At 70.9% G+C, this 24,645-nt stretch carries 20 protein-coding genes; 6 read left to right on the top strand and 14 right to left on the bottom strand.

The features are described from left to right. The first annotated feature begins 92 nt into the window (after nucleotides 1-92). The 6 genes from E4V01_RS13905 (at nucleotide 93) to E4V01_RS13880 (ending at nucleotide 7,334) form a co-directional block, all read left to right on the top strand. Nucleotides 93-1,346, top strand: coding sequence for a sarcosine oxidase subunit beta family protein (locus E4V01_RS13905; protein ID WP_135298749.1), 1,254 nt, complete (start codon nucleotides 93-95; stop codon nucleotides 1,344-1,346). 25 nt (nucleotides 1,347-1,371) lie between these two features. Beyond that, nucleotides 1,372-1,704, top strand: coding sequence for a sarcosine oxidase subunit delta (locus tag E4V01_RS13900; protein ID WP_135298748.1), 333 nt, complete (start codon nucleotides 1,372-1,374; stop codon nucleotides 1,702-1,704). A gap of 1 nt (nucleotide 1,705) precedes the next feature. Then, nucleotides 1,706-4,693, top strand: coding sequence for a sarcosine oxidase subunit alpha family protein (locus tag E4V01_RS13895; protein WP_135298747.1), 2,988 nt, complete (start codon nucleotides 1,706-1,708; stop codon nucleotides 4,691-4,693). Next, entirely contained in the window at nucleotides 4,686-5,276 is a 591-nt protein-coding gene (locus E4V01_RS13890) for a sarcosine oxidase subunit gamma (protein WP_135298746.1), read from the top strand. The genes E4V01_RS13895 and E4V01_RS13890 overlap by 8 nt, the downstream gene beginning before the upstream one ends. A 77-nt stretch (nucleotides 5,277-5,353) precedes the next feature. Then, the gene (locus tag E4V01_RS13885) at nucleotides 5,354-6,715 is read left to right on the top strand and encodes an L-serine ammonia-lyase (RefSeq protein WP_135298745.1); all 1,362 of its coding nucleotides are present in this window, start codon (nucleotides 5,354-5,356) and stop codon (nucleotides 6,713-6,715) included. A gap of 463 nt (nucleotides 6,716-7,178) precedes the next feature. After that, a complete protein-coding gene (locus E4V01_RS13880; RefSeq protein ID WP_245517562.1) occupies nucleotides 7,179-7,334 on the top strand; it encodes a hypothetical protein in 156 nt (51 codons plus the stop codon). Nucleotides 7,335-7,537: 203 nt separating this feature from the next. Here E4V01_RS13880 and E4V01_RS13875 read toward each other — a convergent pair whose 3' ends face one another. The 14 genes from E4V01_RS13875 to E4V01_RS13810 form a co-directional block, all read right to left on the bottom strand. Further along, nucleotides 7,538-8,047: a prolyl-tRNA synthetase associated domain-containing protein gene (locus tag E4V01_RS13875; protein ID WP_060771048.1), complete on the bottom strand. Its 510-nt coding sequence runs from the start codon at nucleotides 8,045-8,047 to the stop codon at nucleotides 7,538-7,540. Nucleotides 8,048-8,060: 13 nt separating this feature from the next. After that, nucleotides 8,061-8,855: an electron transfer flavoprotein subunit beta gene (locus E4V01_RS13870; protein ID WP_135298743.1), complete on the bottom strand. Its 795-nt coding sequence runs from the start codon at nucleotides 8,853-8,855 to the stop codon at nucleotides 8,061-8,063. Then, on the bottom strand, nucleotides 8,852-10,075 hold the full coding sequence (locus E4V01_RS13865) for an electron transfer flavoprotein subunit alpha/FixB family protein (protein ID WP_135298742.1): 1,224 nt from the start codon (nucleotides 10,073-10,075) through the stop codon (nucleotides 8,852-8,854). Before E4V01_RS13865 ends, E4V01_RS13870 begins: the two co-directional genes overlap by 4 nt. Beyond that, nucleotides 10,072-11,955 carry a (Fe-S)-binding protein gene (locus tag E4V01_RS13860; RefSeq protein ID WP_135298741.1) on the bottom strand — a complete coding sequence of 628 codons (1,884 nt, stop codon included), beginning with the start codon at nucleotides 11,953-11,955 and terminating at the stop codon, nucleotides 10,072-10,074. The genes E4V01_RS13865 and E4V01_RS13860 overlap by 4 nt, the downstream gene beginning before the upstream one ends. A 158-nt stretch (nucleotides 11,956-12,113) precedes the next feature. Further along, a complete protein-coding gene (locus E4V01_RS13855) occupies nucleotides 12,114-14,156 on the bottom strand; it encodes an NADH:flavin oxidoreductase (protein WP_135298740.1) in 2,043 nt (680 codons plus the stop codon). A 62-nt stretch (nucleotides 14,157-14,218) separates the two neighbouring features. Then, nucleotides 14,219-15,346 carry a hybrid-cluster NAD(P)-dependent oxidoreductase gene (locus E4V01_RS13850; RefSeq protein WP_135298739.1) on the bottom strand — a complete coding sequence of 376 codons (1,128 nt, stop codon included), beginning with the start codon at nucleotides 15,344-15,346 and terminating at the stop codon, nucleotides 14,219-14,221. A 3-nt stretch (nucleotides 15,347-15,349) separates the two neighbouring features. Beyond that, entirely contained in the window at nucleotides 15,350-16,609 is a 1,260-nt protein-coding gene (locus E4V01_RS13845) for an SRPBCC family protein (protein WP_135298738.1), read from the bottom strand. A 122-nt stretch (nucleotides 16,610-16,731) separates the two neighbouring features. Continuing rightward, nucleotides 16,732-17,538 carry an inositol monophosphatase family protein gene (locus tag E4V01_RS13840; protein ID WP_135298737.1) on the bottom strand — a complete coding sequence of 269 codons (807 nt, stop codon included), beginning with the start codon at nucleotides 17,536-17,538 and terminating at the stop codon, nucleotides 16,732-16,734. A 3-nt stretch (nucleotides 17,539-17,541) separates the two neighbouring features. Beyond that, on the bottom strand, nucleotides 17,542-18,477 hold the full coding sequence (locus tag E4V01_RS13835) for a phosphotransferase (protein WP_135298736.1): 936 nt from the start codon (nucleotides 18,475-18,477) through the stop codon (nucleotides 17,542-17,544). A 10-nt stretch (nucleotides 18,478-18,487) separates the two neighbouring features. Then, on the bottom strand, nucleotides 18,488-19,468 hold the full coding sequence (locus E4V01_RS13830; protein WP_135298735.1) for a phosphotransferase: 981 nt from the start codon (nucleotides 19,466-19,468) through the stop codon (nucleotides 18,488-18,490). Continuing rightward, complete coding sequence (locus E4V01_RS13825) at nucleotides 19,465-20,757, bottom strand: Zn-dependent hydrolase (protein WP_135298734.1); 1,293 nt, start codon at nucleotides 20,755-20,757, stop codon at nucleotides 19,465-19,467. The genes E4V01_RS13830 and E4V01_RS13825 overlap by 4 nt, the downstream gene beginning before the upstream one ends. A gap of 32 nt (nucleotides 20,758-20,789) precedes the next feature. After that, nucleotides 20,790-22,628 (bottom strand): ABC transporter ATP-binding protein, encoded by a 1,839-nt coding sequence (locus E4V01_RS13820; protein ID WP_135298733.1) that lies wholly within the window; start codon nucleotides 22,626-22,628, stop codon nucleotides 20,790-20,792. After that, entirely contained in the window at nucleotides 22,628-23,551 is a 924-nt protein-coding gene (locus E4V01_RS13815; RefSeq protein ID WP_135298732.1) for an ABC transporter permease, read from the bottom strand. The genes E4V01_RS13820 and E4V01_RS13815 overlap by 1 nt, the downstream gene beginning before the upstream one ends. Beyond that, a complete protein-coding gene (locus tag E4V01_RS13810; RefSeq protein WP_135298731.1) occupies nucleotides 23,551-24,531 on the bottom strand; it encodes an ABC transporter permease in 981 nt (326 codons plus the stop codon). The genes E4V01_RS13815 and E4V01_RS13810 overlap by 1 nt, the downstream gene beginning before the upstream one ends. Nucleotides 24,532-24,645 lie beyond the last annotated feature (114 nt).

The raw sequence follows: 24,645 nt of genomic DNA, 5'->3' as shown, positions 1-24,645 counted from the left end.
TCGAAGTCGGGAATCCCAAACTCGCGGTCGCCGTCGATCAAGCCCCGCCGCGGGGCGCGGACCATGATCTGTCAACACCGCGAGGTCGACCGATGCGCCGCTTCTCCCTCACGTCGCTACTCTCCGAATCCCTGCGGGGCCATACGGGCTGGGGCCGCCAGTGGCGCGCCCCCGAGCCCAAGCCCCGCTACGACGTCGTCATCGTCGGCGGCGGCGGGCACGGGCTGGCGACCGCCTATTATCTCGCCACCGTGCACGGCATCACCAACGTGGCGGTGCTGGAGAAGGGCTGGATCGGCGGCGGCAATACCGGCCGCAACACCACGATCATCCGCTCCAACTACCTCTACGACGAGAGCGCGGCGATGTACGAGCACGCGCTCAAGCTCTGGGAGGGGCTCAGCCAGGAGCTGAACTACAACGTCATGTTCTCCCAGCGCGGCGTGTTGATGCTCGCGCACAACATCCACGACGTCCAGAGCTTCAAGCGCCACGTCTACGCCAACCGCCTCAACGGCATCGACAACGAGTGGCTCTCGAAGGAAGAGTGCAAGGCATTCTGCCCGCCGCTCGATATCTCGGGCTCCTTGCGCTACCCGGTCCTCGGCGGCGCGCTCCAGCGCCGGGCCGGCACCGCCCGCCACGACGCGGTGGCCTGGGGCTATGCCCGCGGCGCCGACGCCCGCGGCGTCGACATCATCCAGAACTGCGAGGTCACCGGCATCCGCCGCGACGCCTCCGGTGCGGCGGTGGGCGTCGAGACGACCCGCGGCTTCATCGGCGCCGGCCGGATCGGCGTGGTCGCCGCCGGCCACACCTCGACCCTGATGGCGATGGCCGGCGTGTCGATGCCGCTGGAGAGCTACCCGCTCCAGGCGCTGGTCTCCGAGCCGGTCAAGCCGTGCTTCCCCTGCGTGGTGATGTCGAACGCGGTCCACGCCTACCTGTCGCAATCCGACAAGGGCGAACTGGTGATCGGCGCGGGCACCGACCAGTACACCTCCTACAGCCAGCAGGGCGGCCTCCACATCACCACCCACACGCTCGACGCGATCTGCGAGCTGTTCCCGCAATTCACCCGGATGCGGATGCTGCGCTCCTGGGGCGGCATCGTCGACGTGACCCCGGACCGTTCGCCGATCATCGGCAAGACCCCGGTGCCGAACCTGTTCGTCAATTGCGGCTGGGGCACCGGCGGCTTCAAGGCGACCCCGGGCTCGGGCCACGTCTTCGCCCACACCCTTGCGACCGGCACGCCGCACGCGATCAACGCCCCCTTCACCCTCGACCGGTTCCGCACCGGCCGCCTCATCGACGAGGCCGCCGCCGCGGCCGTCGCGCACTGATCCGCATCCGTCGGGAGCTCGAACCATGCTGCTGATCGCCTGTCCCCATTGCGGCAAACGGCCCGAGACCGAGTTCCGGTGCGGTGGCCAAGCCCACATCGCCCGCCCCGCCGACCCGATGAGCGTCGATGACGGCGGCTGGAGCGAGCACCTGTTCGTGCGCGCCAACCCCAAGGGCGTGCATGCCGAGCGCTGGTGCCACGTCCACGGCTGCGGCCGCTGGTTCAACGCCCGGCGCGACACGGTCAGCGACCGCTTCATCGAAACCTATCCGATCGGCGAGCAGCCGAAATCCGGCGTGAAACCCGGAACGATTCTCGGAACCAATTCCGCAACCAAGAGCGAGACGAGGACGTGAGATGGCACAGCCGTTCAGATTGTCCCGCGGCGGACGCATCGACCGCACCCGCCCCATCGTCTTCGAATTCAACGGGAAGCCGGTCCACGGATTCGCCGGCGACACCGTCGCCTCGGCGCTGCTGGCCAACGGCATCCACCTCGTCGGGCGCTCGTTCAAGTACCACCGCCCCCGCGGCATCCTGAGCCACGGCCCCGACGAGCCGAGCGCGCTGCTCTCCGTCGATCGCGGCCCCGGCCGGGTCGACCCGAACAACCGCGCCTCCGTGGTCGAGGCGCGCTCGGGGCTGCGCACGACCTCGCAGAACCACTGGCCGTCGCTCGAATTCGATGTCGGCGCGGTCAACGATTGGCTCTCGCCGGTCTTCGTGGCGGGCTTCTACTACAAGACCTTCATGTGGCCCCGGACGTTCTGGGACCGGGTCTACGAGCCCTTCATCCGCGCCGCCGCCGGTCTCGGCAAGGCGCCGACCGAGTCCGATCCCGACCGCTACGCCAACCGCCACGCCCATTGCGACGTGCTGATCGTCGGCGCCGGCCCGGCGGGCCTGTCCGCCGCGCTCGCAGCAGCGCGCACCGGCAAGCGCGTCATCCTCGCCGACGAGGGCGCGGAGCCCGGCGGCGCGCTCCTGCACGACACCACCTCGCAGATCGACGGGCGCTCCACGGCGGACTGGCTCGCCGAGACGCTGGCCGAACTCGATGCCTGCGAGAACGTCATCCTGCTGCCCCGCACCACCGCCTTCGGCTACTATAACCACAACCACGTGGCGATGACCGAGCGCGTCACCGACCACCTGTCGTCCGCCGCGGGTCCGGCGCCCCGCGAGCGTCTGTGGCAGGTGCGGGCGGGCGAGGTCGTGCTCGCCGGCGGCGCCCATGAGCGCCCGCTGGTCTTCGCCGACAACGACCGGCCGGGCATCCTGCTCGCCGAGAGCGTGCGGGTCTTCCTCAACCGCTACGGCGTGGCGCCGGGCCGCAAGCTCGTCTTCGCCACGAGCGGCGCCTCGGCCTACCAGGCCGCGCTCGATGCGCGGGCCGCCGGCCTCGACGTCACCCTCGTCGATCTGCGCCTGGAAGCGGATTGCGGGCCGGAACTGGCGCGCCTGCGCGCCGCCGGGGCCGAAGTGCTGACCGGCCACACCGTGGTCGGATCGAAGGGCCGGAAGCGCGTCACGGGTCTCGTCGTGGCGCCTGTCGGGAGCGACGGCCGGTGCGGCGGCCGTCGCATTCTCCCTTGCGATTGCGTCGGGATGTCCGGCGGCTGGACGCCCGCCGTCCACCTGTTCTCGCAGTCCCGCGGCAAGCTCGCCTACGACGATGCCATCGATGCCTTCGTGCCGAGCGTCTCGGCCCAGGCCGAGCGTTCGGCCGGCGCGGCGCGGGGCCGCTACGACCTCGCCGCCTGCCTCGCGGATGGCTTCGCCGCCGGTGCCGCCGCCGCGGGCTCGGACGCGCGGCAAGCTTTCGAGGCGACGCAGACGCTGACCGGCTTCCAGCCGGTGCGGATCATGCCGACGGATGCGAACCCGGCCAAGGTCCGCGCCTTCGTCGATTACCAGAACGACGTCACCGCCAAGGACATCAAGCTCGCGGTGCGCGAGGGCTTCCAGTCGATCGAGCACGTCAAGCGCTACACCACGACCGGCATGGCGACCGACCAGGGCAAGACCTCGAACATGAACGCGCTCGGCATCGTCGCCGGGCAGCTCGACAAGGCGCTGCCGGCGGTCGGCACCACCACCTTCCGGCCGCCCTACACGCCGGTGACCTTCGGCGCGCTGGTGGGCCCCGCCCGCCACGCCCTGTTCGATCCGATCCGCACCACGCCGATCCACGAATGGGCGGAGGCCCACGGCGCCCTGTTCGAGAACGTCGCCCTGTGGCGGCGCGCCTGGTACTTCCCGAAGGCCGGCGAGGATCTGCACGCCGCGGTCGCCCGCGAGTGCAAGGCGGTGCGCGAGGGGGTCGGCATCTTCGACGCCTCGACGCTGGGCAAGATCGAGATCGTCGGCCGCGACGCCGCCGAGTTCATGAACCGCCTCTACATCAACCCCTGGACCAAGCTCGCCCCGGGCCGCTGCCGCTACGGGCTGATGCTGAAGGAGGACGGCTACATCCTCGACGACGGTGTCGTCGCCCGCGTCTCGGACGCCTGCTTCCACGTCACCACGACGACGGGCGGTGCCGCCCGCGTCCTGGCCCACATGGAGGACTACCTCCAGACCGAGTGGCCCGACCTCGACGTGTTCCTGACCTCGACCACCGAACAATGGGCGGTGATCGCGCTTCAGGGCCCGAAGGCCCGCGACGTGATCGCGCCGCTGGTCGACGACATCGACCTGTCGCCGGAGGCCTTCCCGCACATGGCGATGCGGACGGGCACGATCTGCGGCGTGCCGACCCGGCTGTTCCGCGTCTCGTTCACCGGTGAACTCGGCTTCGAGATCAACGTGCCCTCCGACCACGCCCGCGCGGTCTGGGAGGCGGTGTTCGAGGCGGGCCAAGCCCACGGCATCACGCCCTACGGCACCGAGACGATGCACGTGCTGCGCGCCGAGAAGGGCTACATCATCGTCGGCCAGGAGACCGACGGCACGGTGACCCCGGACGATGTCGGCATGGCCGGCATGATCCCGAAGGCCAAGGGGGACTTCGTCGGCAAGCGCTCGCTGGCGCGCCCCGACGTGGTGGCCTCCGACCGCAAGCAGCTCGTCGGGCTCATGACCGACGATCCGACGTTCGTCCTCGACGAGGGCGCGCAGATCGTCGCCGATACGGGCCAGCCGATCCCGATGCGCATGCTCGGCCACGTCACGTCGAGCTACTGGAGCGCCAATTGCGGACGCTCCATCGCGCTGGCCCTGGTCGAGGGCGGCCGGGAGCGCATGAACGGCCATCTCCACGTCACCACGCCGGACGGGTTCACCCGCGTCACCGTCTGCGAACCGGTCTTCTTCGACGTCCAGGGGGAGCGCATCCATGCTTGAGACCCGCTACCGCGCCGCCCGCGCCCTGCCGCTCGGCGCACAGTCCCGCCCTGCCACCACCGGTTCGGGCGTATCGGTCCGGCCCGCGGGCGCCGAGGCGCGCTTCTCCCTGCGGGTGCGGCTCGCCGACGGCGCCGCGCCGAAACTCGCCGGGCTCGCGCTCGAGACGCCGATCAACACGCTCGGCACCGACGGCGAGACCTGGCTCGCCCGCCTCGGGCCCGACGAGTGGCTCGTCGGCGGCCCGGAGGCCGATGCCGACCTCCTCCAGGGACGGATCCATGAGGCGCTCGCCGGGTTGTCCCATTCTCTGGTCGACGTCTCGCACCGCAATGTCGGCATCGACGTCTCGGGCCGGCAGGCGGCGGCGGTCCTCAATGCCGGCTGCCCGCTCGACCTGTCCGAGACCGGCTTCCCGCCGGGCAGCGCCACCCGCACCCTGCTCGGCAAGGCCGAGATCGTGCTGCTGCGCCCGACGAACGCACCGCTCTACCGCGTCGAGTGCTGGCGCTCGTTCTCGATCTACGTCCACGGCTTCCTCAATGAGGCCGTCTTCGGTGTCGAAGGACCCGCCGCGCACTGACATCCTGTCGTGACGCGCCTCCCCCCGAACTTGCATAGACCCTGGGGAGAGGCACTCGAGAGAAAGCAACGGACCCGATGATCAGCACCTTCGATCTGTTCAAGATCGGGATCGGTCCGTCGAGCTCCCACACCGTCGGGCCGATGGTCGCCGCGCGCCGGTTCCGCGAGACCGTGCTCGCCCGCGGCGGCGTGGCTCGGGTAAGCGCCGAGATCTACGGCTCGCTCGCCTGGACCGGCCGCGGCCACGGCACCGACGTGGCGATCCTGCTCGGGTTCATGGGCCACGCGCCCGCCACCATCGATCCCGACCGGACCGCGCCGCTCGCCGACGAACTGCGCCGCACCGGCGATCTCGGCATTCCGGGCGTCCATTTCGAGCCCGAGCGCGACCTCGTCTTCAACTTCAAGGACATCCTGCCGCTGCACACCAACGGCATGCGCTTTCGCGCCTACGATGCCGGGGATGCGCTCCTTGAAGACCAGATCTTCTACTCGGTCGGCGGCGGCTTCGTCGTCACCGCGGCGGAGGCCGAGGCGGCGTCCACCGGGGATGCTGGGCAGGAGCCGCCCCCGCTCGCCTTCGGCAGCGGCCGCGAACTCCTCGACCTGACGCTGCGCACCGGGCTGACGATCCCGCAGATCCAGCTCGCCAACGAGCTGACCCTGCGCACGCGCGAGGAGATCGATGCCGGCCTCGACGCCATCCGCGATGCGATGTTCGCCTGCATCGAGCGCGGCCTGCGCATGGACGGCGAGTTGCCCGGCGGCCTGCGGGTGCGGCGGCGCGCCAAGCGGCTCTACGAGTCGCTGGAGGCGACGAAGCTCGCCAACAGCCGCCCGGCCCACGAGATCATGGACTGGATCAGCCTCTACGCGCTGGCCGTGAACGAGGAGAACGCCTCAGGCGGCCGGGTGGTGACGGCGCCGACCAACGGCGCGGCCGGCATCGTGCCGGCGGTGCTGCGCTACACCCGCGACTTCTGCCCCGATTGGAGCGACGAGCGCGGGCGCGAGTTCCTGCTCACCGCCGCCGCCATCGGCGGGTTGATCAAGGCCCGCGCCTCGATCTCGGGGGCGGAGGTCGGTTGCCAGGGCGAGGTCGGCTCGGCCGCGGCGATGGCGGCGGCGGGGCTCGCCGCCGCGCTCGGCGGCTCGGCCCTCCAGATCGAGAACGCCGCCGAGATCGCCATGGAGCACCATCTCGGCATGACCTGCGACCCGATCGCCGGCCTCGTCCAGGTGCCCTGTATCGAGCGCAACGCCTTCGGCGCCAACAAGGCGGTGGTGGCTGCCTCGCTGTCGCTGCGCGGCGACGGCCAGCACCGGGTGAGCCTGGACGAGGTGATCGAGACCATGCGCCAGACCGGCCACGACATGCAGGCCAAGTACAAGGAAACCTCGCTCGGGGGGCTCGCCGTCAACGTCGCCGCCTGCTGAGGCCCCGCGCCCGCCGTCGCGGGTGGGAACGGCCGGCTCGCGCGGATCTCCCTCCGCGGCACGAAGCGCCGATCGGACCCGTGTCGGCCCTTTCCCGATCACACCGGCACCGACCGATCCCGCAACCCCTCTTCCGGCCCCGGACGAGGGGTTTTTCGCATGGATTCCGCTCTCCGACAGGGCAGCTTGCCGCCAGCAACGCCCGCCCGGACGGGCGCCCTCATGCAAAATAGGTGAGCAATTCGCTAATTTTCGGGCTTTCTTGCTCAATGCATGCGCATGGAGCAAGTCTGCTCCCAGGCTTCCGCGCTCCTCCGAGGACAGAGGAAGGATCATACGAGTTCCAACGCGGGCCGTCCTCGTCTTGATCAACGACGGCGCGATCGAGGCTCATCTCATGTTCGGCAAGGTTTTCGAAAGTGTTCGCGCCCAGCTCCGCGCTCGGGCGAATGAAGAGGATCTGATGGACCTCAGCGATGCGGCGCTGGCCGATATCGGCCTGAGCCGGGCCGCGCTGCCGGGTCCGCGCTTCCGCATCGAGCCGGCTCCGGTCGAGGCGAAGGCCAGCGAGACGCTGTTCATGTCCTTCGCCTTCCCGATGGCCATCCAGCGTGCCTGAGGGCCCGCCTGAGGGCATTTATGAGTGACTCACAAAGCTCCCGGTCTCTGAACGCTCTCGTTCTGGCGATGACAGCGCGGCGGGAGTTTTGTGAGAGATGCTAGAGCATCGTGCTGGAAATCAAATCCAGGACGATGCTCTAGACTCTATTTTTCGCATCATCTCTTTTCCGAAAGCCGGCAACCACCTTTCGGGACGATGCTCTAAGCCGCCGCGCTCTCCGGCAGGGCGACGGCCGTGGGCTCGTGACCCTCGGCGCGTAGAACCGCCACGAGATCGGCCGGGACGAGCGAGAGCGTGCGGGTGCTGACGAGCGGGTGGATGTTGACCCGCGTCTCCTCCAGCAGGCTGTCCTGGAGGAACACCCGCACGGCGCCCGGCGCGGCGTTGAGCGCCGCGAGCGGCGACACGGCCCCGCTCTCGACCCCGAGCTGCTCGCGCAAGGCGTCGGGGCTGGCAAACGACAGGCCGCCACGCGCACCGAGCACCGACCGGAACGCCTTCAGGTCGACCTGAGCGTCGTGCTGGAGCGTGAGGAGGAAGTAGGTCTTCTTTCCGTCGCGCAGGAACAGGTTCTTGGTGTGGGCCCCGGCGATGTCGCCGCAGATCGCCATCATCGCCTCGACGGTGAGGACGGCTTCGTGCTCGTAGAGCTTGTAGGCAATGCCGCGCTCGCGCAGCCGCGTCAGCAGATCGTCCGGGCTCAGGGGCATCGTTTCGCTTTCCTCATGTTTTCGGTTCCGCCGGCGGGGCGAGCACGCCGATCTGACGGAGATAGGCCAGGATCTCGCGGGCGGCGTCCTCGGGATCGGGCTCGACCAAAAGCCGGCCGCCCGCGGCCGAGCCGCCCTCGCCGGTGGCCGCCTTCAGCCGTTCCGCCGCCGAGCCGCCCGCGGGCGCGCCCTTCACGATCCTGGGCCGGCGGCGATAGGGCCGCTCCTCCACCGCCAAGGCGAGAGCCGGGAATACGGCCGGGGCGACGGCAAGCGCCTCGATGCGCCCGCGGCGGGCCTGGCCATAGGCGTAGGCGAGGGGGGCAGGGGCGTCCGGGTGGCAGGTGACGACGACCGGTCCCCGCACCACCACCCGGCGCAGGGCGCCCCGCCCGAGGCTCTGATCGAGACGCAGGGCCCCGTCCGCGTCGAGCGCCGCCGCAACCACGTCTGGCACCAGGGGTATCGAGAGGGCGCGGGCCAGCGCGTAGGGCACGAGGCCGCTCTCGTCGCCGCCCTGGCTGCGCCGCCCGGCCAGGATCAGGTCGGGGGCGATCTCGGCGAGCCGCGCGGCGAGGGCCGGCACCGGGTCGTCGCCGGCCGCGACCGCGAGCTGCTCGATGCGGGGCAAGCCCTGGCCCAAAGCCTCGGCGACCGCGGCGGCGCCCGGCCCGGCATGCAGGCCGAAGGTCTCGGAGGAGGCACCGAGCCCGGCGGCTAGGCGGATCGCTTGTGCCTCAAGCCGCGGCAGCACCGGCGCACCGGAGACCGGATGGAGCCCGGCGGAGAGAAGGACCGCGATTCTCACGACGCCTTCCCCTCTCCGGCGGCCTCTTCGGCGAGCAGCCGCAGCAGGGCCGGCATCACGGCCTGGGCGTCCTGCACGATGGCGAGGCCCGCCCGCTCGATCATCGCCGCGTGGAGATCGGTGTTGACCGCCACCACGTGCTCGCAGCCGGCCACCCCCTGGAGATGCTGCGGCGCGCCGGAGATGCCGAGCGCGAAGTAGCAGGTCGCCGCGAGCACCGTGCCCGAGGCGCCGACTTGGGCGTGACGCGGCATCAGCCCGGCATCGCACAGCACGCGGCTGGCGCCCGGCGTCGCGTTGAGCTGCGCCGCCACTTGGCGGAAGGTGTCGAGATCGGAAAGGCCGTTGCCGGCGGAGACGACGAACTCGGCGAGCGCGAGCGGCACGGTCGCGGGGTCGGCCGGGATGCGCGTCGCCGAGACGATGCTTGGGGGAGCGTCCGGCGGGACCGAGCCCTCGAAGGGGAGGGCGCGGGCCTCCCGCGGCGGGCCGGCATAGTCGGCGACCGCGTCCGGCGCCACGGTGGCGAGGCGGGGCGGGGCGAGGCTCTGCTCGACCCGGCGGCCCCGGGCCGGGCGGACGAACCCCTTGGCGGCCACCACCTCGGCATTGGTGAACAGGGCCTCGTTCAGGCCCACCGCGATCCGGCGGGCGAGGTCGCCGCCGTCGAGGGATTCCGGGAACAGGGCGTGGCGCGCCCCCAGGCCCGCGAGCGCGGCCTCGATGCGGGCGGCGCGGCCCGCCGGGTCGTAACCCTCCGCGCCTTCGAGCCGGAGCACCCGGTCGGCGCCCGCCGCGCCGAGCCCCTCGCAGTCGCCTTGCGTGAGGACGACCACACCGCCCTCGCGGCCGGCGAGCGCCCGCGCGGCGCCGATCACCTGCCGGTCGTGGCCCGAGAGACGGCCGCCGGGGGCGTCCGGTACCACCGCGACGAGAAAGGCGGGCGCCTCGACGATGATCGTCTTCGGCGCCTCGGCCACCGGCACGGACCGGGGCGCGGCGGCGACCGCATCGCCCATCGGGCGGCCGATCTGGCTGAGATCGTAGCGCGCCCGCGCAAGACCCCCGATACGCTGCGCCTCGCGCTCGGCCCGCGGGTCGCGGCGGGGGCGGCCGGAGCCGGTCGCACGGCGGGCGCGGTCGTAGCGGGGGCGGGGGCCCTCGGCGGCGATGAGGCCAGCCGCCCGCTCGGCCCGCGGATCGCGGCGGGGGCGGCTCATCGGCCCGCCTCCACCGCTTGGAGCAGCAATTCGGCCACGTCGCGGATCTCCGCCTTGCGGTCGGTCACGCCCTCCAGCATCGCCGTGCAGGAGGGGCAGGCGACGGCCACGATTCCCGCGCCGGTCTCGGCGGCCTGGGCCATGCGGATGTCGGGGATACGGCGCTCGCCCGGCACGTCGCTCACCGGCGCGCCGCCGCCGCCGCCGCAGCACATCGCCCGGCGGCCCGAGCGGGTCATCTCGCTGCGGGTGACGCCGATCGCGTCGAGCACGGCGCGGGGGGCCTCGGTCTCCCCGTTGTAGCGGGCGAGGTAGCAGGGGTCGTGATAGGTCACTGAGAGGTCCGGCAGGCGGCCCGGATTGAGCTTGCCCGCCCGGATCAGCTCCAGCAGGAAGGCGGTGTGGTGCACGACCGTGTAGCGCCCGCCGAAGGCCGGGTACTCGTTGCGGAGCGCATGCAGCGCGTGCGGGTCGGCGGTCACGATCCGCTTGAAGCGGTACTTCGCCAGCGTCGCGATGTTCTCCCGCGCCAGCGCCTGGAAGGTCGCCTCGTCGCCGAGCCGCCGGGCGAGGTCGCCGGTGTCGCGCTCCTCCGCGCCGAGCACCGCGAAATCGACTCCGGCCTCGCGCAGCAGCCGCACCAGCGCGCGCAGCGAGCGGCCGTAGCGCAGGTCGTAGGCGCCCTCGCCGAGCCAGAGCAGGACATCGACCGGCTCACGGTCCGCGATCCGCGGCAGGTCGAGCCCGGCGGCGAAATCGGTGCGCGCGGCGAGCGGGCGCCCGCCGGGATCGCCGGACTGGCGCAGCCCCGTCACCGGAACGACGGCCTTCTCGGGCAGCGCCCCGCGCTCCAGCGCCTCGTGCCGGCGTAAGGAGACCACCGCATCGACATGCTCGATCATCATCGGGCATTCCTCGACGCAGGCGCGGCAGGTGGTGCAGGACCACAAAGTGTCGGGGTGGATGCGCGCATCCGGCCCGATCAGCCGGGCCAAAGCCCCGCGCTCACCCTCCGCCACCCGGCCGCCGGGATAGGGGTTGCCGGCATAGGCGGGCTCGGCGGGCGAGAGACCAGCGACGAGATCCTGGATGAGTTTTTTGGGGTTCAGCGGCTGGCCGGCGGCGAAGGCCGGGCAGGCGGTCTCGCAGCGTCCGCAGCTCACGCAGGCATCGTAGGACAGGAGCCGGTTCCAGGTGAAGTCGGCCGGCATTTCCGAGCCGAGGCGGGGCGCGTCGAGGTCGAGGGGCTGGAGCGCGGTGTCGGGCCGGCCCTCGAACCGGCCGGGCCGGGGATGGGCCACGAGGTGGAGCGCGCCGGCCGCCGCATGGCGCATCGGGCCGTGGCGCACCTCGAAGGCGAGGCCGAGCCCGCCAGCCGCCGCGAGCGCCAGGGCGACGGAGCCGAACAGGCCACCGCCGCCGCCGAGCGCGAGGATGAGGGCGGTGAGCGTGCCGCCGATGGCGTAGGCGACGAGCAGGAACGGCAGGATCTGGAAACGGCCGGCGGAGAGCCGCTTTGGCTTCTGCGGATAGCGCCGGGCGCCCACCAGCAGCGCGCCGATCGCGGTCACGCCGAAGGCCAGCGCCACGAGGAACCAGTAGGGCCGGAAGTCCGCCAGCGGCGGCAGGATCGCCAGCGCGGTCAGGATCGAGGCCGCGAGCAGGCCGCCGGCCACGACCGCGTGCATGCGCGAGGCGTAAGGATCGCGCGCCACGACGTGGTGGACATCGACGAGGTAGCGGCGGGGCAACTTGGCGAGCCCGTCGAGCCACGCCACGGGCGCGGCGGCGCCGACGCGCCAGAGGGCGGCGCGGCGCAAGCCCTGGACGAGGGCGAGCGCCGCCATCAGCCAGACCAACCCTGTGAATGCGTAGCTCATGATGGCGCCGCTCGTGCCTGCATCACGGAAGGAGTCTCATCCGGCACGCGTCGCGCGCTGGATTGCTTCGGCTTCGCCGCGCGACGGCGAAGCGATCCGGCGGCGCGCCGCCGCCCAGTCCCGCTCCGCGTCTTCCCCGGCGGTCGGTTCCCCGAGCCTCAAAGGTCCTTGCACAGCCGCAGGGCGTCGTAGATCGCCGCGTGGATGTTGCGGCCCGAGACCGCGTCGCCGATGCGGTAGAGGGCGTAGCCCTTCGACAGGTCGTAGGGCTGCGGCTCGCCGCGGATCAGCGCGTCCGGGTCGGTCTGGCCGTGGTTGACCGACATGCCCTTCAGCGAGCGATAAAGCGCATCGACGGGCAGCGTGCCGTGATCGACGACGATGCGGTCGACGAGGCGCTCCTCCTCGGCGTCGGTCATGGTGTTGCGCAAAGCCGCGACGAAGCGGTTGCCCTCGGGGTAGATCTCGATGAGCTCCATGTTCGGGCTCATGATCACGCCGAGCTTGTACAACTCGCGCAGGTGGATCGGCTGGTTGGTGGTGCCGACCTCCTCAGCGACCATGCGGTCGTGGGTGGCGATCTCGACAAGGCAGCCGCGCTTGGCCAGTTGCTCGGCGACCGAGGCTGCGTTGTGCTGGCCCATCTCGTCGTAGAGCAGGACCGAGCCGGTCGGCTCGACCGCGCCGGTCAGCACCTCGGTGGTCGTGACCGCGTGCTGCTCGGCGCCCTTGGCGTGGCCGCGGAACGGCGTGCCGCCGGTCGCCACGATGACCACGTCGGGCTTCTCGGCGAGGATCGCCGCCTCGGTCGCCTCGGTGTTGAGGCGCAGATCGACGCCGAGCTTCGTCACCTGGGCCACCAGCCAGCGGGTGATGCCCGACATCGCCTCGCGCCAACCGGCCTTGGCCGCGATGCCGATCTGGCCGCCGGCCTGGCCGCTCTTCTCGAACAGCACGACCGCATGGCCGCGCTCGGCGCAGACGCGGGCGGCCTCCAGCCCGCCGGGGCCGGCGCCGATCACCACGACCCGGCGGCGCACATCCGCCTTGCGGACCTCGTGCGGCATGGTCGCCTCGCGGCCGGTGGCGGCGTTCTGGATGCAGAGCGCGTCGCCGCCGACATAGATCCGGTCGATGCAGTAGCCCGCGCCGACGCATTGGCGGATGTCGTCGGCCCGGCCCTCGGACAGCTTCTTCACGAGATGCGGATCGGCGATGTGGGCGCGCGTCATCGCCACCATGTCGACATGGCCTTCGGCGACCGCGCGGGCGGCGGTGGCGAGATCGGTGACGCGCTGGGCGTGGAAGACCGGCACGTCGACCTCGCGCTTGATCGCGCTCGGCAGGAACAGGAAGGGGGCCACGGGGAAGGACATGTTCGGCAGCGAGATCGCGTGGGCGATGTGGTCGCGCGCTTGCCCACCGAGGATGTTGAGGAAATCCACGAGCCCGCGCCGGGCGTACTCGGAGGCGATCGCCACGCAATCGTCCTGGCTGAGGCCGTCGGCGATCATCTCGTCGCCGGACATGCGGATGCCGATGACGTAGTCGTCGCCCGCTTCCGCGCGCATCGCCTCCAGCACCTCGATGCCGAAGCGCATCCGGTTCTCCAGGCTGCCGCCGTATCGGTCGGTGCGCTGGTTGACCGACGGCGACCAGAACTGGTCGATCAGGTGGCCGTGGGCGGCCGAGACCTCGCAGCCGTCGAGCCCGCCCTCGCGGCAGCGGCGCGCGGCCTGGGCGAAGCTCTTGACGATGCGGGCGATGTCCTGCGCCTCCATCTCCTTCGGGATGGTGCGGGAGGCGGGCTCGCGCCGGGGGGAGGGCGAGACGGTGGGGAGCCAGTGCTCGGTGTCCCACTTGGTGCGCCGGCCCATATGCGTGAGCTGAATCATCAGCTTGCCGCCGTGCTCGTGCACCCGGTCGGAGAATTGCTGGAAGAACGGGATCACCGAGTCGTCGGCGACCGAGATCTGGTTCCAGGGCGCGGCCGGGCTGTCGACGGCGACCGAGGAGGAGCCGCCGAACATGGTGAGACCGATGCCGCCCTTGGCCTTCTCGGCGTGGTAGAGTTGGTAGCGCTCCTGCGGCTTGCCGTCCCGCCCGTAGCCGGGGGCATGGCTCGTGGACATCACCCGGTTGCGGATGGTGAGGCCCTTGATGGTCAGCGGCTTCAGCAGCGCGTCGGCATTGGCGATCACGGGACGACTCCCGAAGGCGATGGGGAAAGCTTGGGGTCGCGGGCGGGGCCGAGCCCGCCCGTTCAGCGCTCGACGACGAGGTCGCTGGTTGGTTTGGAGCAGCACAAGAGCGCCATGCCGGCGTCGATCTCGCGCTGACGGATGCCGCCGGCATGGGTCATGGCGACGGTGCCGGCGGTGAGCTTCGACTTGCAGGTGCCGCACAGGCCCTTGGCGCAGGACGAGGGCAGGCGGATGCCGGCCTTGCGGGCGGCGTCGAGCACCGTCTCGTTCTCCGGGCATTCGAGCACCCGGCGGGTCTTGGCGAACTCCACCCGGAAGGTGCGCACGCCGCCGCCGGGCGCGGCCTCGGCGTCGAGGGTCTTCTCGGCTTCCGCCGCTGCTTCCTGCTCGGCCTCCGGCAACGCGCCGAAGTCGAAGCTCTCCTCGTGGTGCCGGGCCATGTCGAAGCCGGCTTGGCTCAGCATGGCCCGCACCGCGTCCATGTAGGGCTTGGGGCCGCAGACGAAGATTTCCCGGTCGAGGAAGTCGGGCACGGCTTCGCGCAAGGTTTCGAGCGAGAGCCGGCCCTTCGGACCCGCCCAGATTTCATTCGGTGAATCGGTCTCGCAGACCGCGTGGAAGCGGAAGGCGGGATCGAGCCGGGCCATCGTCTCCAGCTCGCCCCGGAACACGATGTCGGCAGGCGAGCGGGCGGAATGGATGAAGGCCACATCGCGGGCCTCGCCGAGATCGTGGAAGGTGCGCGCCATCGACATCATCGGCGTGACGCCGCTGCCGCCGGACAGGAGCAGGTACTTGGCCGCCGGATGGGTGAAGCAGGAGAACTCGCCCATCGGCCCCAGCGCCCGCACCGTGTCGCCGGGCTTCAGGTTGTCGTGCAGCCAGTTCGAGACCGGGCCGCCGGGCACGCGCTTGACCGTGAACGCGACCGCGTTCGGCCGGGTCGGCGCCGAGGAGACCGTGTAGCAGCGGTGGAGGGTCTCGCCGCCGATCTCGAACGAGAAGGTCAGGAACTGGCCCGGCGCGTAGGCGAAAAGCCGGGGCTCCTTGGGCGCCAGCACGAAGGTCTTCACATCGTGCGTCTCGTCGCGCACCGCGAGGCAGACCAGCCTGTCGTCGGCCTCCGCATCCCAGGGCGCGGAGGCCGCGAGCCGCGCGGCGGCCGGTTCGGAGGAGGCCGACGTCATGGCTCAGCGCCCCAGATGCGCGGCCATGCGGCCGACATACCAGTTGCAGAACTTCTCCACGAGCATCTCGGTATGCGGCGAGTAGGGGCCGGGCTCGTAGGCCGGGCTCGCGACACCCTGCTGGCAGATGCCGACGAGCTCGCTGTCCTGATCGTTGGTGGCCTCCCAGACGCCGGTGAGGTTGGCCAGATCGTAATCGACGCCCTCGACCGCGTCCTTGTGGACGAGCCACTTGGTGCGCAGCAGCGAGCGCTCGGCATCGAGCGGCAGCACCGAGAAGGTGACGATGTGGTCGCCGAGGAAATGGTGCCAGGAATTCGGCTGCGTCCAGACCGAGAGCCCGCCGAGCTTGGCGCTGGTGAGGTTGCCGAGCAGCCGCTTGCAGGCGGCCTTGGTGTCGAGGGTGTGGGACTCGCCCTCGCCGTCGAGCGGCAGCCGCTCGGTGCGGAAGCCCGTGATCATGGTGTCGAGCTCGTCGATCTCCTTCGACGGCAGGCCCTCCGCCTCCCACTCGCCGTGGCGGGTGTTGAGCAGGCAGCCGTAGCGCTCGGCCTGGGCGCGGTCGTGCGCGTCCATCTCCTCGGGCGCGAAACCGAAGCCGTAGGCGAAGAGCGGCACGGTCAGCTCGGGATGGTTGGCCCCGCAATGGTAGCACTCGCGGTTGTTTTCCATCGTGAGCTTCCAGTTGCCGGGCTCGATGATGTCCTTCTGAAAGGCGACCTTGGTGTCGCGCACGTTGTGCGGCTCGATATAGGGCCCGAGCTTTGCGGCCATCTCGTCGAAATCGGCCGGGGGCTCGTCGGCGAGGCAGATGAACAGCAGGCCCGCGAGCGAGCGGATATGCACGGGCTTCAGGCCGTGGCAGCCGCGCTTGAAGTCCGGGCCCATATGCTCGGCATGGATCAGGTTGCCGGTGAGGTCGTAGGTCCAGGAATGGTAGCGGCAGACGAGGTTGCCGACCGTGGACTTCTCCTCGTGGACCAGCCGGGCGCCGCGGTGGCGGCAGACGTTGTGGAAGGCGCGGATCTCGTTGTCGTCGTCGCGCACGATCGCGACCGAGGTCTTGCCGATTTCGACGACCATGACGTCGCCGGCCTCGGGCACGTCGGGCTCGACGCCGACATAGATCCAGTGTCGCCCGAAGATGACGGCCATGTCGGCCTCGAACACCTCGGGGCTGAGGTAGAACGGCGCAGCGAGGGTGTAGCCGGGGCGGCGCTCGCGCAGCAGGCGCTGCAGCGGGGTCGGCGTCACATCGAGCATGGGGACCTCCCGAGCCGTATCTGGCTTGCGGGAACTATCGTTCGTCGGGGTCCGCGTCGCTTCCATCTCAGCGACATCCCCTTGGCAAACCGCGACGCGGCGGCGGCCATCGGCTCGCGGGCCTATCCCCGCAGGATCGCCAGCGCCTCGGCGTGCAGTTCAGGCGTCGCCGCCGCGAGCACCCGCCCGTCGGAGTGGAGGGAAAGGTCCTCGCCGCTCCAGTCGGTGATGACCCCGCCCGCCGCGCGGATCACCGGCACCAGGGCCATGGTGTCGTAGGGTTGCAGGCCGGTCTCGGCGATCAGGTCGCAATGGCCCGACGCGAGCAGGCCGTAGGCATAGCAATCGCCGCCGAAGCGGCGCAGGGCCGTTTTCGCGATCAGGCGTCGATAAGAGGCCTCGTCCGCCCCGGTGAAACCCTCGGGCGAAGTGGTGAAGAAGCGCGCCGCCGACAGGCTCCGGCAGGTGCTGGTCCGCGCTGGCTCGGCCCCGAAGCGGGCCTGCCCCGGTACGCCGGTCCAGCGCTCGCCGAGTGCGGGCATGTCGATCAGCCCGACGAGCGGCACCCCTCCGTCGAGGAAGGCGACCAGGGTGCCGAACAGCGGCAGGCCGGTGACGAAGCTCTTGGTGCCGTCGATCGGGTCGATCACCCAGACCGGGCCGTCGCCGGGCGTTGCTCCGGGCTTCACCCCCATCTCCTCGCCGAAGATGCCGTGATCGGGAAACCGCGCCTCGATCAGGCCGCGCAGGCGCGCCTCGATGGCGCGGTCGGCCAACGTCACCGGGCTCTCGTCGGCCTTCGTCACGATGTCGAGCGGGGTGCGGAAATAGGCGAGCGCGATCGGGCGCGCGGCCTCGGCCAGTTCGGCGGCAAAGGCGAGGATGTGTTCCGGGGCGAGAGGGTCGGTCGCGGGCAAAGCCAGGTCCATCGCTCAGAGCGCCTTCAGGAAGAGCGGCCAGCGTGGGTCGTTCATGATCGAGCGGGCGCGCATGTGCTTCCAGATTCCGTATTTGTAGAAATCGAAGTCGAGGGTGGAGATCCGGTTCTGCACCATCGCCCAGGTCGACCATTTCACGTCGGCGAGCGCCTTGTGCACCATCAGGCGCGCGAACAACGCGTCGTCGTAGCGGCCGAAATAGAGTTCGATCAGTTCGCGATCGACGCTCTCCGGGAAGAACATCTCCCCGCTCCAGATCGCGATGTCGTAGAGCCGGTCGTTGTTGGAGGCGTACTCGAAGTCGATCAGGAGGATCGAGCCGTCCTCGCCGAGGAGGAAGTTGCCCGGCATCGGGTCGTTGAAGCAGGGCACGAGGTCGAGACCCGAGGCTTCGAGCGCCGCCCGCGCCAGCCGGGTCTGGCGCGTCAGCCACGCCTGATCGGGGGGCAGGAGGGCGCCGAGTTCGGCCGCTTGGCCGTCATGTTCGTCGATCATGTCGAACACGGTCTTGGTCAGCGGCAGGAGCGGGGCCGCGTGGAAGCGGCGGTAGACGCGCATCGCCTCCGCCCGCAGGGCCGGGTCGGCGAAGTCGCGGTTGGTCGAGGGGCGGCGCCCGTCCACGAACTCGGCGATCTCGATGCCGTGCGCGTCGAGATCGTCGAAGGTGCGGGGCCCCAGCCCGATCACCTCCGCCTGCCGGCTGGCGGCGCGGGCGGCGGCGCGGTCGATGAACATCTCGGTGCCGCGGCCGGGCATCTTGACGAAGTAGGGATGCGGCTCGCCCTCGATCTCGACGCGCCAGTTGACGTTGCTGATCCCGCCGAGCACCGGGCGGTAGCGCGTCGGGCGCCCCTGCCAGCGCGGGACGGTGCGCAGGGCCGCCTCGAAGGCGTGCTCGGCCTCGGTGGCGGCCTGGCCCAGAGCGATCATGGTCGTCTCCTCACAATGCCCTCAGGGTTTCCTCGAAGCCCGGCCGGCCGACGCGCATCCGGCAGCGCAGGAAGCGCCACGCGGCGTACTTGCGAAATTCGAGCCCGCGGCGCGGCGAGAGCCGATCCATGGCCAGCGCGCGCAAGGCCCAGTGCAGGTCGTCGGCGGCAGCATAAGCGCGGGCGCGGTTGAACACGTCCGGACGGAAGCGACCCTCCGCCATCTCGATGCCGGCCTTCATCGGCGCCTCGAAGGTGCAGGCCTCGTTGAGGAAGGCGCCGAGCTGGTAATGGGGGTCGGTGTCGCAGGCCATGTCGAAATCGACGAGTTGCAGGGCGCCGCCGGGGCCGAACAGCAGGTTGGAGGCGTGCGGGTCGGCATGGGCCGGGCGGATGTCGGTGCCGGCGGCCGTCAGCGCCGCCTCGATCGCCTCGGCCCAGTCGAACAGGAACCACGCATCGGGCGGCAGGGCATCGGCCTCCGGCCCCAGCAGGGCGCGAAGGGTACGGATCGCGTCGAACACGCTCCAGGGGCGGCCGAGGGCTTCGCCCGCGCCGATCCGGCGGAAGGCCTCGATCACCGTGGCCATGCTGTCCGGCTGCTGAAGCCTGTCGAGGGTGGCCGGGCGCCAATCCGGGCCGAGACACTGGAACAGGATCGCGCCCTGATCCGCCGCGAAATGCAGCGGTTCCGGTGCGAGACCCAGCGCAGCGATTTTTTCTGCGGCGCGGAAGGCGGCGGCGGGGTCGAGCAGCGCGGCGGCGCAGGGCTCGGAGACCTTGAGGAACAGGCTCGGTTCGGCGTTTCCGGTCTCGGCAACGTGGAACGTGGTGGATTCAACCCCGTGATAGGAGGGCGAGGCGAGGCCGGGCACCGCCACGGCGTAATGCGGCGCCTTGCCCCGAAGGTCGGGCCGCGCGGAGAAAGCCTGCGCCAGGGCGGCCTCGGCCAGCCGCTCGGGCGCGTCCTCGGGGGTGCCCAGCGCCTTCACCGGTCCCCTCCCACGGTCTCGAGGGCGGCCATGCCCTCGGTGGCGAGGATCATCAGCATATCGGCCAGCACCTGTGTGCCGAAGGCCTGATCCTCGGGGCTCGTGAACTCGGTCGGGTGATGCATCACGCCGCCGCGGCAGGGCACGGCCAGCACCACCGAGGGGCAGACGGCGGAGAGGCTGACGGCGTCGTGGCCGCCGATCGTGTCGAGGTGGCGGGTCGTCGTGCCGTTGGCCGTGCCCGCGCGCTCGGCGAGCCGCACGAGGCCCGGCGCCATCGGGCCGGCGGCGCGGCGATCGATGGCGCGCACCTCGTGACCCACCTCCGCACGCGCGGCGGCCAGATCGATGGCCGCCTTCAGCCGGAGTTCGGCCTCCTCGAGGATCGCGGGCGAGCCGGAGCGCAGCTCGATGAACAGAACCGCTTCGCTCGGCACGGTATTGGGCGAGTTCGGCCGCACTTCGAGCCGGCCGACGGAGGTGTGCAGGTCGAGGCCGTAATCAGCCGTCATCGCCTTGAGGTCGGCGATCAGGTAGGCGGCGCCGAGAAGCGCGTCGCGCCGCTCGGCCATCGGCGTCGGGCCGGTATGGGCTTGGCGCCCGAGGAAGGCGAGGCGGTACTTGGTGGCGCCCCAGTAGCGGGTGAAGGCGCCGAAGCGCAGGCCCTCGCGCTCGAGGATCGGCCCGCCCTCGATATGCAGCTCGATGAAGGCGTCCGGCACCGGCACGGCGTCGCTCCCGGCATAGCCGATCCGCGACAGGGCCTCGCCGACGGTGACGCCGTCGCCGTCGCTGCGGGCCAGGGCCCAGTCGAGCCCGGCCGCACCGGTGAAGACGCTGCTGCCGAGCAGGCTCGGCTGAAAGCGGGCGCCCTCCTCGTTGGTCCAGTTGGCGACCGTGAAGTTGCAGGCCGACGTCCTGCCCGCCGCTTCGAGCGCCGCGCGCACGGACAAAATGGCTTCGCAGGCGGCGAGGACACCGAGCGTGCCGTCGAAGCGACCGCCATTGGGCTGGCTGTCGAGATGCGAGCCGACCATCACCGTCGGAGCGACGGGTCCGGCCAGTTCCAGACAGCCGAACTGGTTGCCGATCGCATCGACCCGCGGGGTGAAGCCGTGCGCGGAAAACCACGCGGCGAGCCAGTCGCGCGCCTGCCCGTCCTCCGGCGACAGGGTGAGGCGGGTCAGGGCGCCCTCCGGCCCGGCGCCGAAGGCGGAGACAGCCTCCATCATCGCCTGGAGGCGGGCGGGGTCGATCCGCACGGGGGCGAAGGCCATCATGTCGGGCATGGATGTCATCGATGTCTCGGGAAGGAGCGGCATCAGGCAGCGCCCGCCAGCAGGGCGGCGCCGGCGCCCGGCACGCGGTGGCAGGCGGCGAAGTCGTGCGCGCCGCGCACGGTGAGGAACGGGGGATGCGTGGCGCAGGCGTCGAAGGCCTGCGGGCAGCGAGAGCGGAAGGCGCAGCCCTGCGGCAGGTCGATCGGGCTCGGCGGCTCGCCCTCCATCAGGCAATCCTCCGGCCGGTAGCGCCGCGCCTCCAGGGCCGGCATCGCCGAGAGCAGGGCGCGGGTGTAGGGGTGGCCGGGATCGAAGAACAGGCGCTCGTTGTCGGCGAGTTCGACGACCTCGCCGAGATACATCACCGCGATGCGGTTGCAGGCTTTGCGCACCATCGCGAGGTCGTGGCTGATGTAGATGTAGGTCAGCCCATGCGTGCGCTGGAGTTTCTCGAACAGGGCCAGCAGCTTGAACTGCTCGGTCTGGTCGAGGGCCGAGAGCGTCTCGTCCATGAGCAGGATCTGAGGCTCGAGCACCATGGCGCGGGCGACGTTGATGCGCTGGCGCTGCCCGGCCGAGAGCCCGAGCGGCAGGTCGTCGTAGAGCGCTGGCGCCAGGCCCACATCGTCCATCACCGCGCGCACCCGCTCGCGGATCTTTCTCGGGTCGCGCCAGCCATGGGTGCGCAGCGGCGCTTCCAGCATGGCGCCGATGCCGGTGCGCGGCGGCAGCGAGTTGAACGGGTCTTGGAGCACCAGTTGCAGCTTGCGGCGGAAGCCGAGGAGTTCGGCCCCCGACAAGCCGGCGATGTCACGGCCCTCGCACAAGACGCTGCCGCCGCTCGGGCGTTCCAGGCGGCTCAGGAGCCGCATCAGGGTGGACTTGCCGCAGCCGGATTCGCCCACCACCGCGAAGCTGTCGCCCTGGGCGATGTCGAAGGTGACGTTGCGCACGGCCCGCAGCGCGCTCGTGCCGGCAAAGCTCCCGCGCCGTTTCACCCGGTAGGTCTGCGACACGTCCCGCAGGCTGATGATCGCCTGGGGCGGTCGCGCGCCGGGGGCCTTCGGCACCGCGGGCAGGCGCGGGCGCTCGCCCCAGATCACCGGGATCTGCGCGACGAGATCGCGGGTATAGGCGTGGCGCGGCGCGGCGATCAGCGCCTCGGTCGGCTGCTCCTCGACCAGCCGACCGGCATCGATCACCAGGGTGCGGCTCGCCGCCTCGCGGGCCACGGGCAGCGAGGAGGAGACGAACAGGATCGCGGTCTCGAACCGCTCGGTGAGTTCGCGCATCAGGCGGATCACCTGGGCGGCCACCGTCACGTCGAGGGGCTGGGTCACGTTGTCGGCCACCAGCAGGGCCGGGTTCGAGACCATGGCATCGACGATGAGCGCGCGCTGCATCATCCCGCCGGAGAACTGCGAGGGGTAATCGTGGAAGCGCGCGGCCGGCGACGGGATGCGCACAGCATCGAGCAGGGCGATCACGCGCGCCTGCGCCTCTTTCCGGCTCACTTCGGGCATGACAGCGCGCAGCTTCTCGACGATCTGGCGCCCGACCGGCAGGGTCGGGTCGAGGGCGCCCATCGGGTCGGCGCCGACATAGGCGATGTCGCGGCGCAAGAGCCGCATCGCCCGCGGCGGCAGCGCCAGCAGATCCTGCCCGCGGAAGGACACGGTGCCGGAGCGGATCGCGAGCGGGGCCGTGATCCAGTTGACCACGGCGCGCGACAGCACGGTCTTGCCGGCGCCCGAGGCGCCGACGACGCCGACGATCTCCCGCGGGGCGACGTCGAAGCCGATGCGATCGAGAAGGGTTCGCTCACGCCCGGGGAGGGTGAGGGCGACGGAGAGGTCGCGGACGGAGAGCACCGGGTCCATCAGGCGCCCCCGTGGATCGAGTTGCGGGCACGCTCGAAGGCGGCGCCAATCAGGTTGATGCCGGTGAGCGTGAGGCACAGGAACACGCCCGGCATGGTGGCGATCCACCACGCGTTGAGCAGGTATTTGCGCCCGTCCGCGATGATGCTGCCGAAGGTCGGTGTCGGCGGCTGCACGCCGAGGCCGAGGAAGCCGAGCGTCGATTCGAAGATCATCATCCGCGCGACATCGAGCACCGAGGTGAAGAGCAGCGGCGGCACCAACAGCGGCACCAGCAGCGTGAGGATGATGCGCGGATGCGTGGCGCCCGAGACCTGCGCGGCCCGCACATATTCGCGCCCGCGCTCGGCCATCACCACCGAGCGCATGACGCGGGCATAGACCGGCCAGTTCGACAGGCCGAGCACGAGGATGATCGCGGGAATCGTCGGGCGGTCGGCGCCGAGCACGGCGATCGCCAGGATGATCATCGGGATCGAGAGCTGCGCGTCGGTGATCCGCATGATCACCGTGTCGGTGCGCCCGCCGAAATAGCCGGCGACGGTGCCGAGCGCGCAGCCGATGACCACGGTGACGGCGACCGAGGCCACGCCGATCAGCAGCGAGTAGCGCAGGCCCACGAGGCAGCGCACCAGCATGTCGCGGCCGATCTGGTCAGTGCCGAGCGGGTGCGCCCAGCTCCACTTGTCGCCGAGGAACAGCGGCGGCAGCAGCCGCGCCCGGATGTCCCGCATCGCCGGGTCGATGCCGCTGAGTTCCGGGTAGAGCGCGGCGGCGAGCACGAGGAGGGCGAGCACGACGAAGCCGACGCGAAAGCCCCCGGAGCGGGCGGCGCGCCCGAGGATGCGCCGGCCGATGGAGCGCGAGGCCGCGACATCGACGCGGGGCGGGGCGAGCGCCAGGGCGGAATCCACGGCATCCATCAGTATTCGAGCCTCGGATCGATGGTGGTCGCCGCGAGATCGACGAGGATGTTGATGAGGACGAAGATCGCGCTGGTGACGATCGCGATGCCCTGGATCAGCGGAAAGTCGCGCTGGAGCACGGCGTTGATGGTGAGCAGCCCGAGTCCGGGATAGTCGAAGATGTACTCGACGATGATCACGCCCCCGAGCAGCGAGGAGAACTGCACGCCGAGCAGGTTGAGGAGCGGCACCGAGGCGTTGCGCAGCGCATGCGCGGCGACGATGCGCGGGCGCGACAGGCCGCGGACATGGCCGACGGCGACGTAAGATTCGCCCATCTGCGCCGCCACCGCGCTCGACAGGGTCCGGATCAGCACCGGCGACAGCTCGACGGCGAGCACCAGGGCCGGCAGCACCGTATACGAGAAGCCGCCATAGCCGATCGCCGGCAGCCAGCCGAGCTTCACCGACAAGAGTAGGGCGAGCACGATGCCGAGCCAGAAATTCGGGATCGAGATGAAGACGGAGGAGACCGCGAAGGCGAGCCGGTCGAAGAACCCGCCGGGGCGCAGGCCCGCCGCGATCCCGAGCAGGGCCGAGAAGGCGAGCGCGATGGCGAGCGCCAGGGCGGCGAGCTGCAGGGTCATCGGCAGGGCGTCGAGGATGAGGCCGCCGACCCCGGCCCGCTCGCCGCGGGTCAGGTCGTCGAAATTCGCCCCCCCCGTCGCCGCGCCGTTGGCCGGCCGCATGAAGCTGCGGCCGAGATCGCCCTGGACCACCCCTGCCGCATAGCGGCCGAACTGCACGATGATCGGATCGCGCAGGCCCATCGTGGTGGCGATCTGCTCCACCAGGGAATCGGGCGCCATCCCACCCACCATCTGGCGCACGGGGTTGCCCGACATCACCCGCAGCAGGGTGAAGATCAGCAGCGAGACGAGGAAGATGATGAGCGCACCCTGCGCGAGGCGCCGGACGAGGAAACTAAGAACGAACATCAAAATGTTTCCGGTCCGGCGACGGGATCGGCGGGGCGGGATCCGGCCGCCCGCGAGGGGGCCGGGCTCCGCGCCCGGCGCGGGCAGTCCGGTCAGGCAGACTTGCCGGTCAGG

Source organism: Methylorubrum sp. Q1 (genome assembly GCF_004683995.1).
Taxonomy (GTDB): Bacteria; Pseudomonadota; Alphaproteobacteria; order Rhizobiales; family Beijerinckiaceae; genus Methylobacterium.
This window is presented reverse-complemented; position numbering and strand designations above follow the sequence as displayed.

Bases quoted from the DNA above. Each gene is read 5' to 3' on its own strand.
- E4V01_RS13895 (WP_135298747.1), top strand. From the start codon at position 1,706: ATGGCACAGCCGTTCAGATTGTCCCGCGGCGGACGCATCGACCGCACC.
- E4V01_RS13845 (WP_135298738.1), bottom strand. From the start codon at position 16,609: ATGCTCGATGTGACGCCGACCCCGCTGCAGCGCCTGCTGCGCGAGCGC.
- E4V01_RS13825 (WP_135298734.1), bottom strand. From the start codon at position 20,757: ATGCCCGACATGATGGCCTTCGCCCCCGTGCGGATCGACCCCGCCCGC.
- E4V01_RS13905 (WP_135298749.1), top strand. From the start codon at position 93: ATGCGCCGCTTCTCCCTCACGTCGCTACTCTCCGAATCCCTGCGGGGC.
- E4V01_RS13820 (WP_135298733.1), bottom strand. From the start codon at position 22,628: ATGGACCCGGTGCTCTCCGTCCGCGACCTCTCCGTCGCCCTCACCCTC.
- E4V01_RS13885 (WP_135298745.1), top strand. From the start codon at position 5,354: ATGATCAGCACCTTCGATCTGTTCAAGATCGGGATCGGTCCGTCGAGC.
- E4V01_RS13815 (WP_135298732.1), bottom strand. From the start codon at position 23,551: ATGGATGCCGTGGATTCCGCCCTGGCGCTCGCCCCGCCCCGCGTCGAT.
- E4V01_RS13850 (WP_135298739.1), bottom strand. From the start codon at position 15,346: ATGACGTCGGCCTCCTCCGAACCGGCCGCCGCGCGGCTCGCGGCCTCC.
- E4V01_RS13875 (WP_060771048.1), bottom strand. From the start codon at position 8,047: ATGCCCCTGAGCCCGGACGATCTGCTGACGCGGCTGCGCGAGCGCGGC.
- E4V01_RS13890 (WP_135298746.1), top strand. From the start codon at position 4,686: ATGCTTGAGACCCGCTACCGCGCCGCCCGCGCCCTGCCGCTCGGCGCA.
- E4V01_RS13835 (WP_135298736.1), bottom strand. From the start codon at position 18,477: ATGATCGCTCTGGGCCAGGCCGCCACCGAGGCCGAGCACGCCTTCGAG.
- E4V01_RS13900 (WP_135298748.1), top strand. From the start codon at position 1,372: ATGCTGCTGATCGCCTGTCCCCATTGCGGCAAACGGCCCGAGACCGAG.
- E4V01_RS13860 (WP_135298741.1), bottom strand. From the start codon at position 11,955: ATGAGCTACGCATTCACAGGGTTGGTCTGGCTGATGGCGGCGCTCGCC.
- E4V01_RS13865 (WP_135298742.1), bottom strand. From the start codon at position 10,075: ATGAGCCGCCCCCGCCGCGATCCGCGGGCCGAGCGGGCGGCTGGCCTC.
- E4V01_RS13810 (WP_135298731.1), bottom strand. From the start codon at position 24,531: ATGTTCGTTCTTAGTTTCCTCGTCCGGCGCCTCGCGCAGGGTGCGCTC.
- E4V01_RS13880 (WP_245517562.1), top strand. From the start codon at position 7,179: ATGGACCTCAGCGATGCGGCGCTGGCCGATATCGGCCTGAGCCGGGCC.
- E4V01_RS13840 (WP_135298737.1), bottom strand. From the start codon at position 17,538: ATGGACCTGGCTTTGCCCGCGACCGACCCTCTCGCCCCGGAACACATC.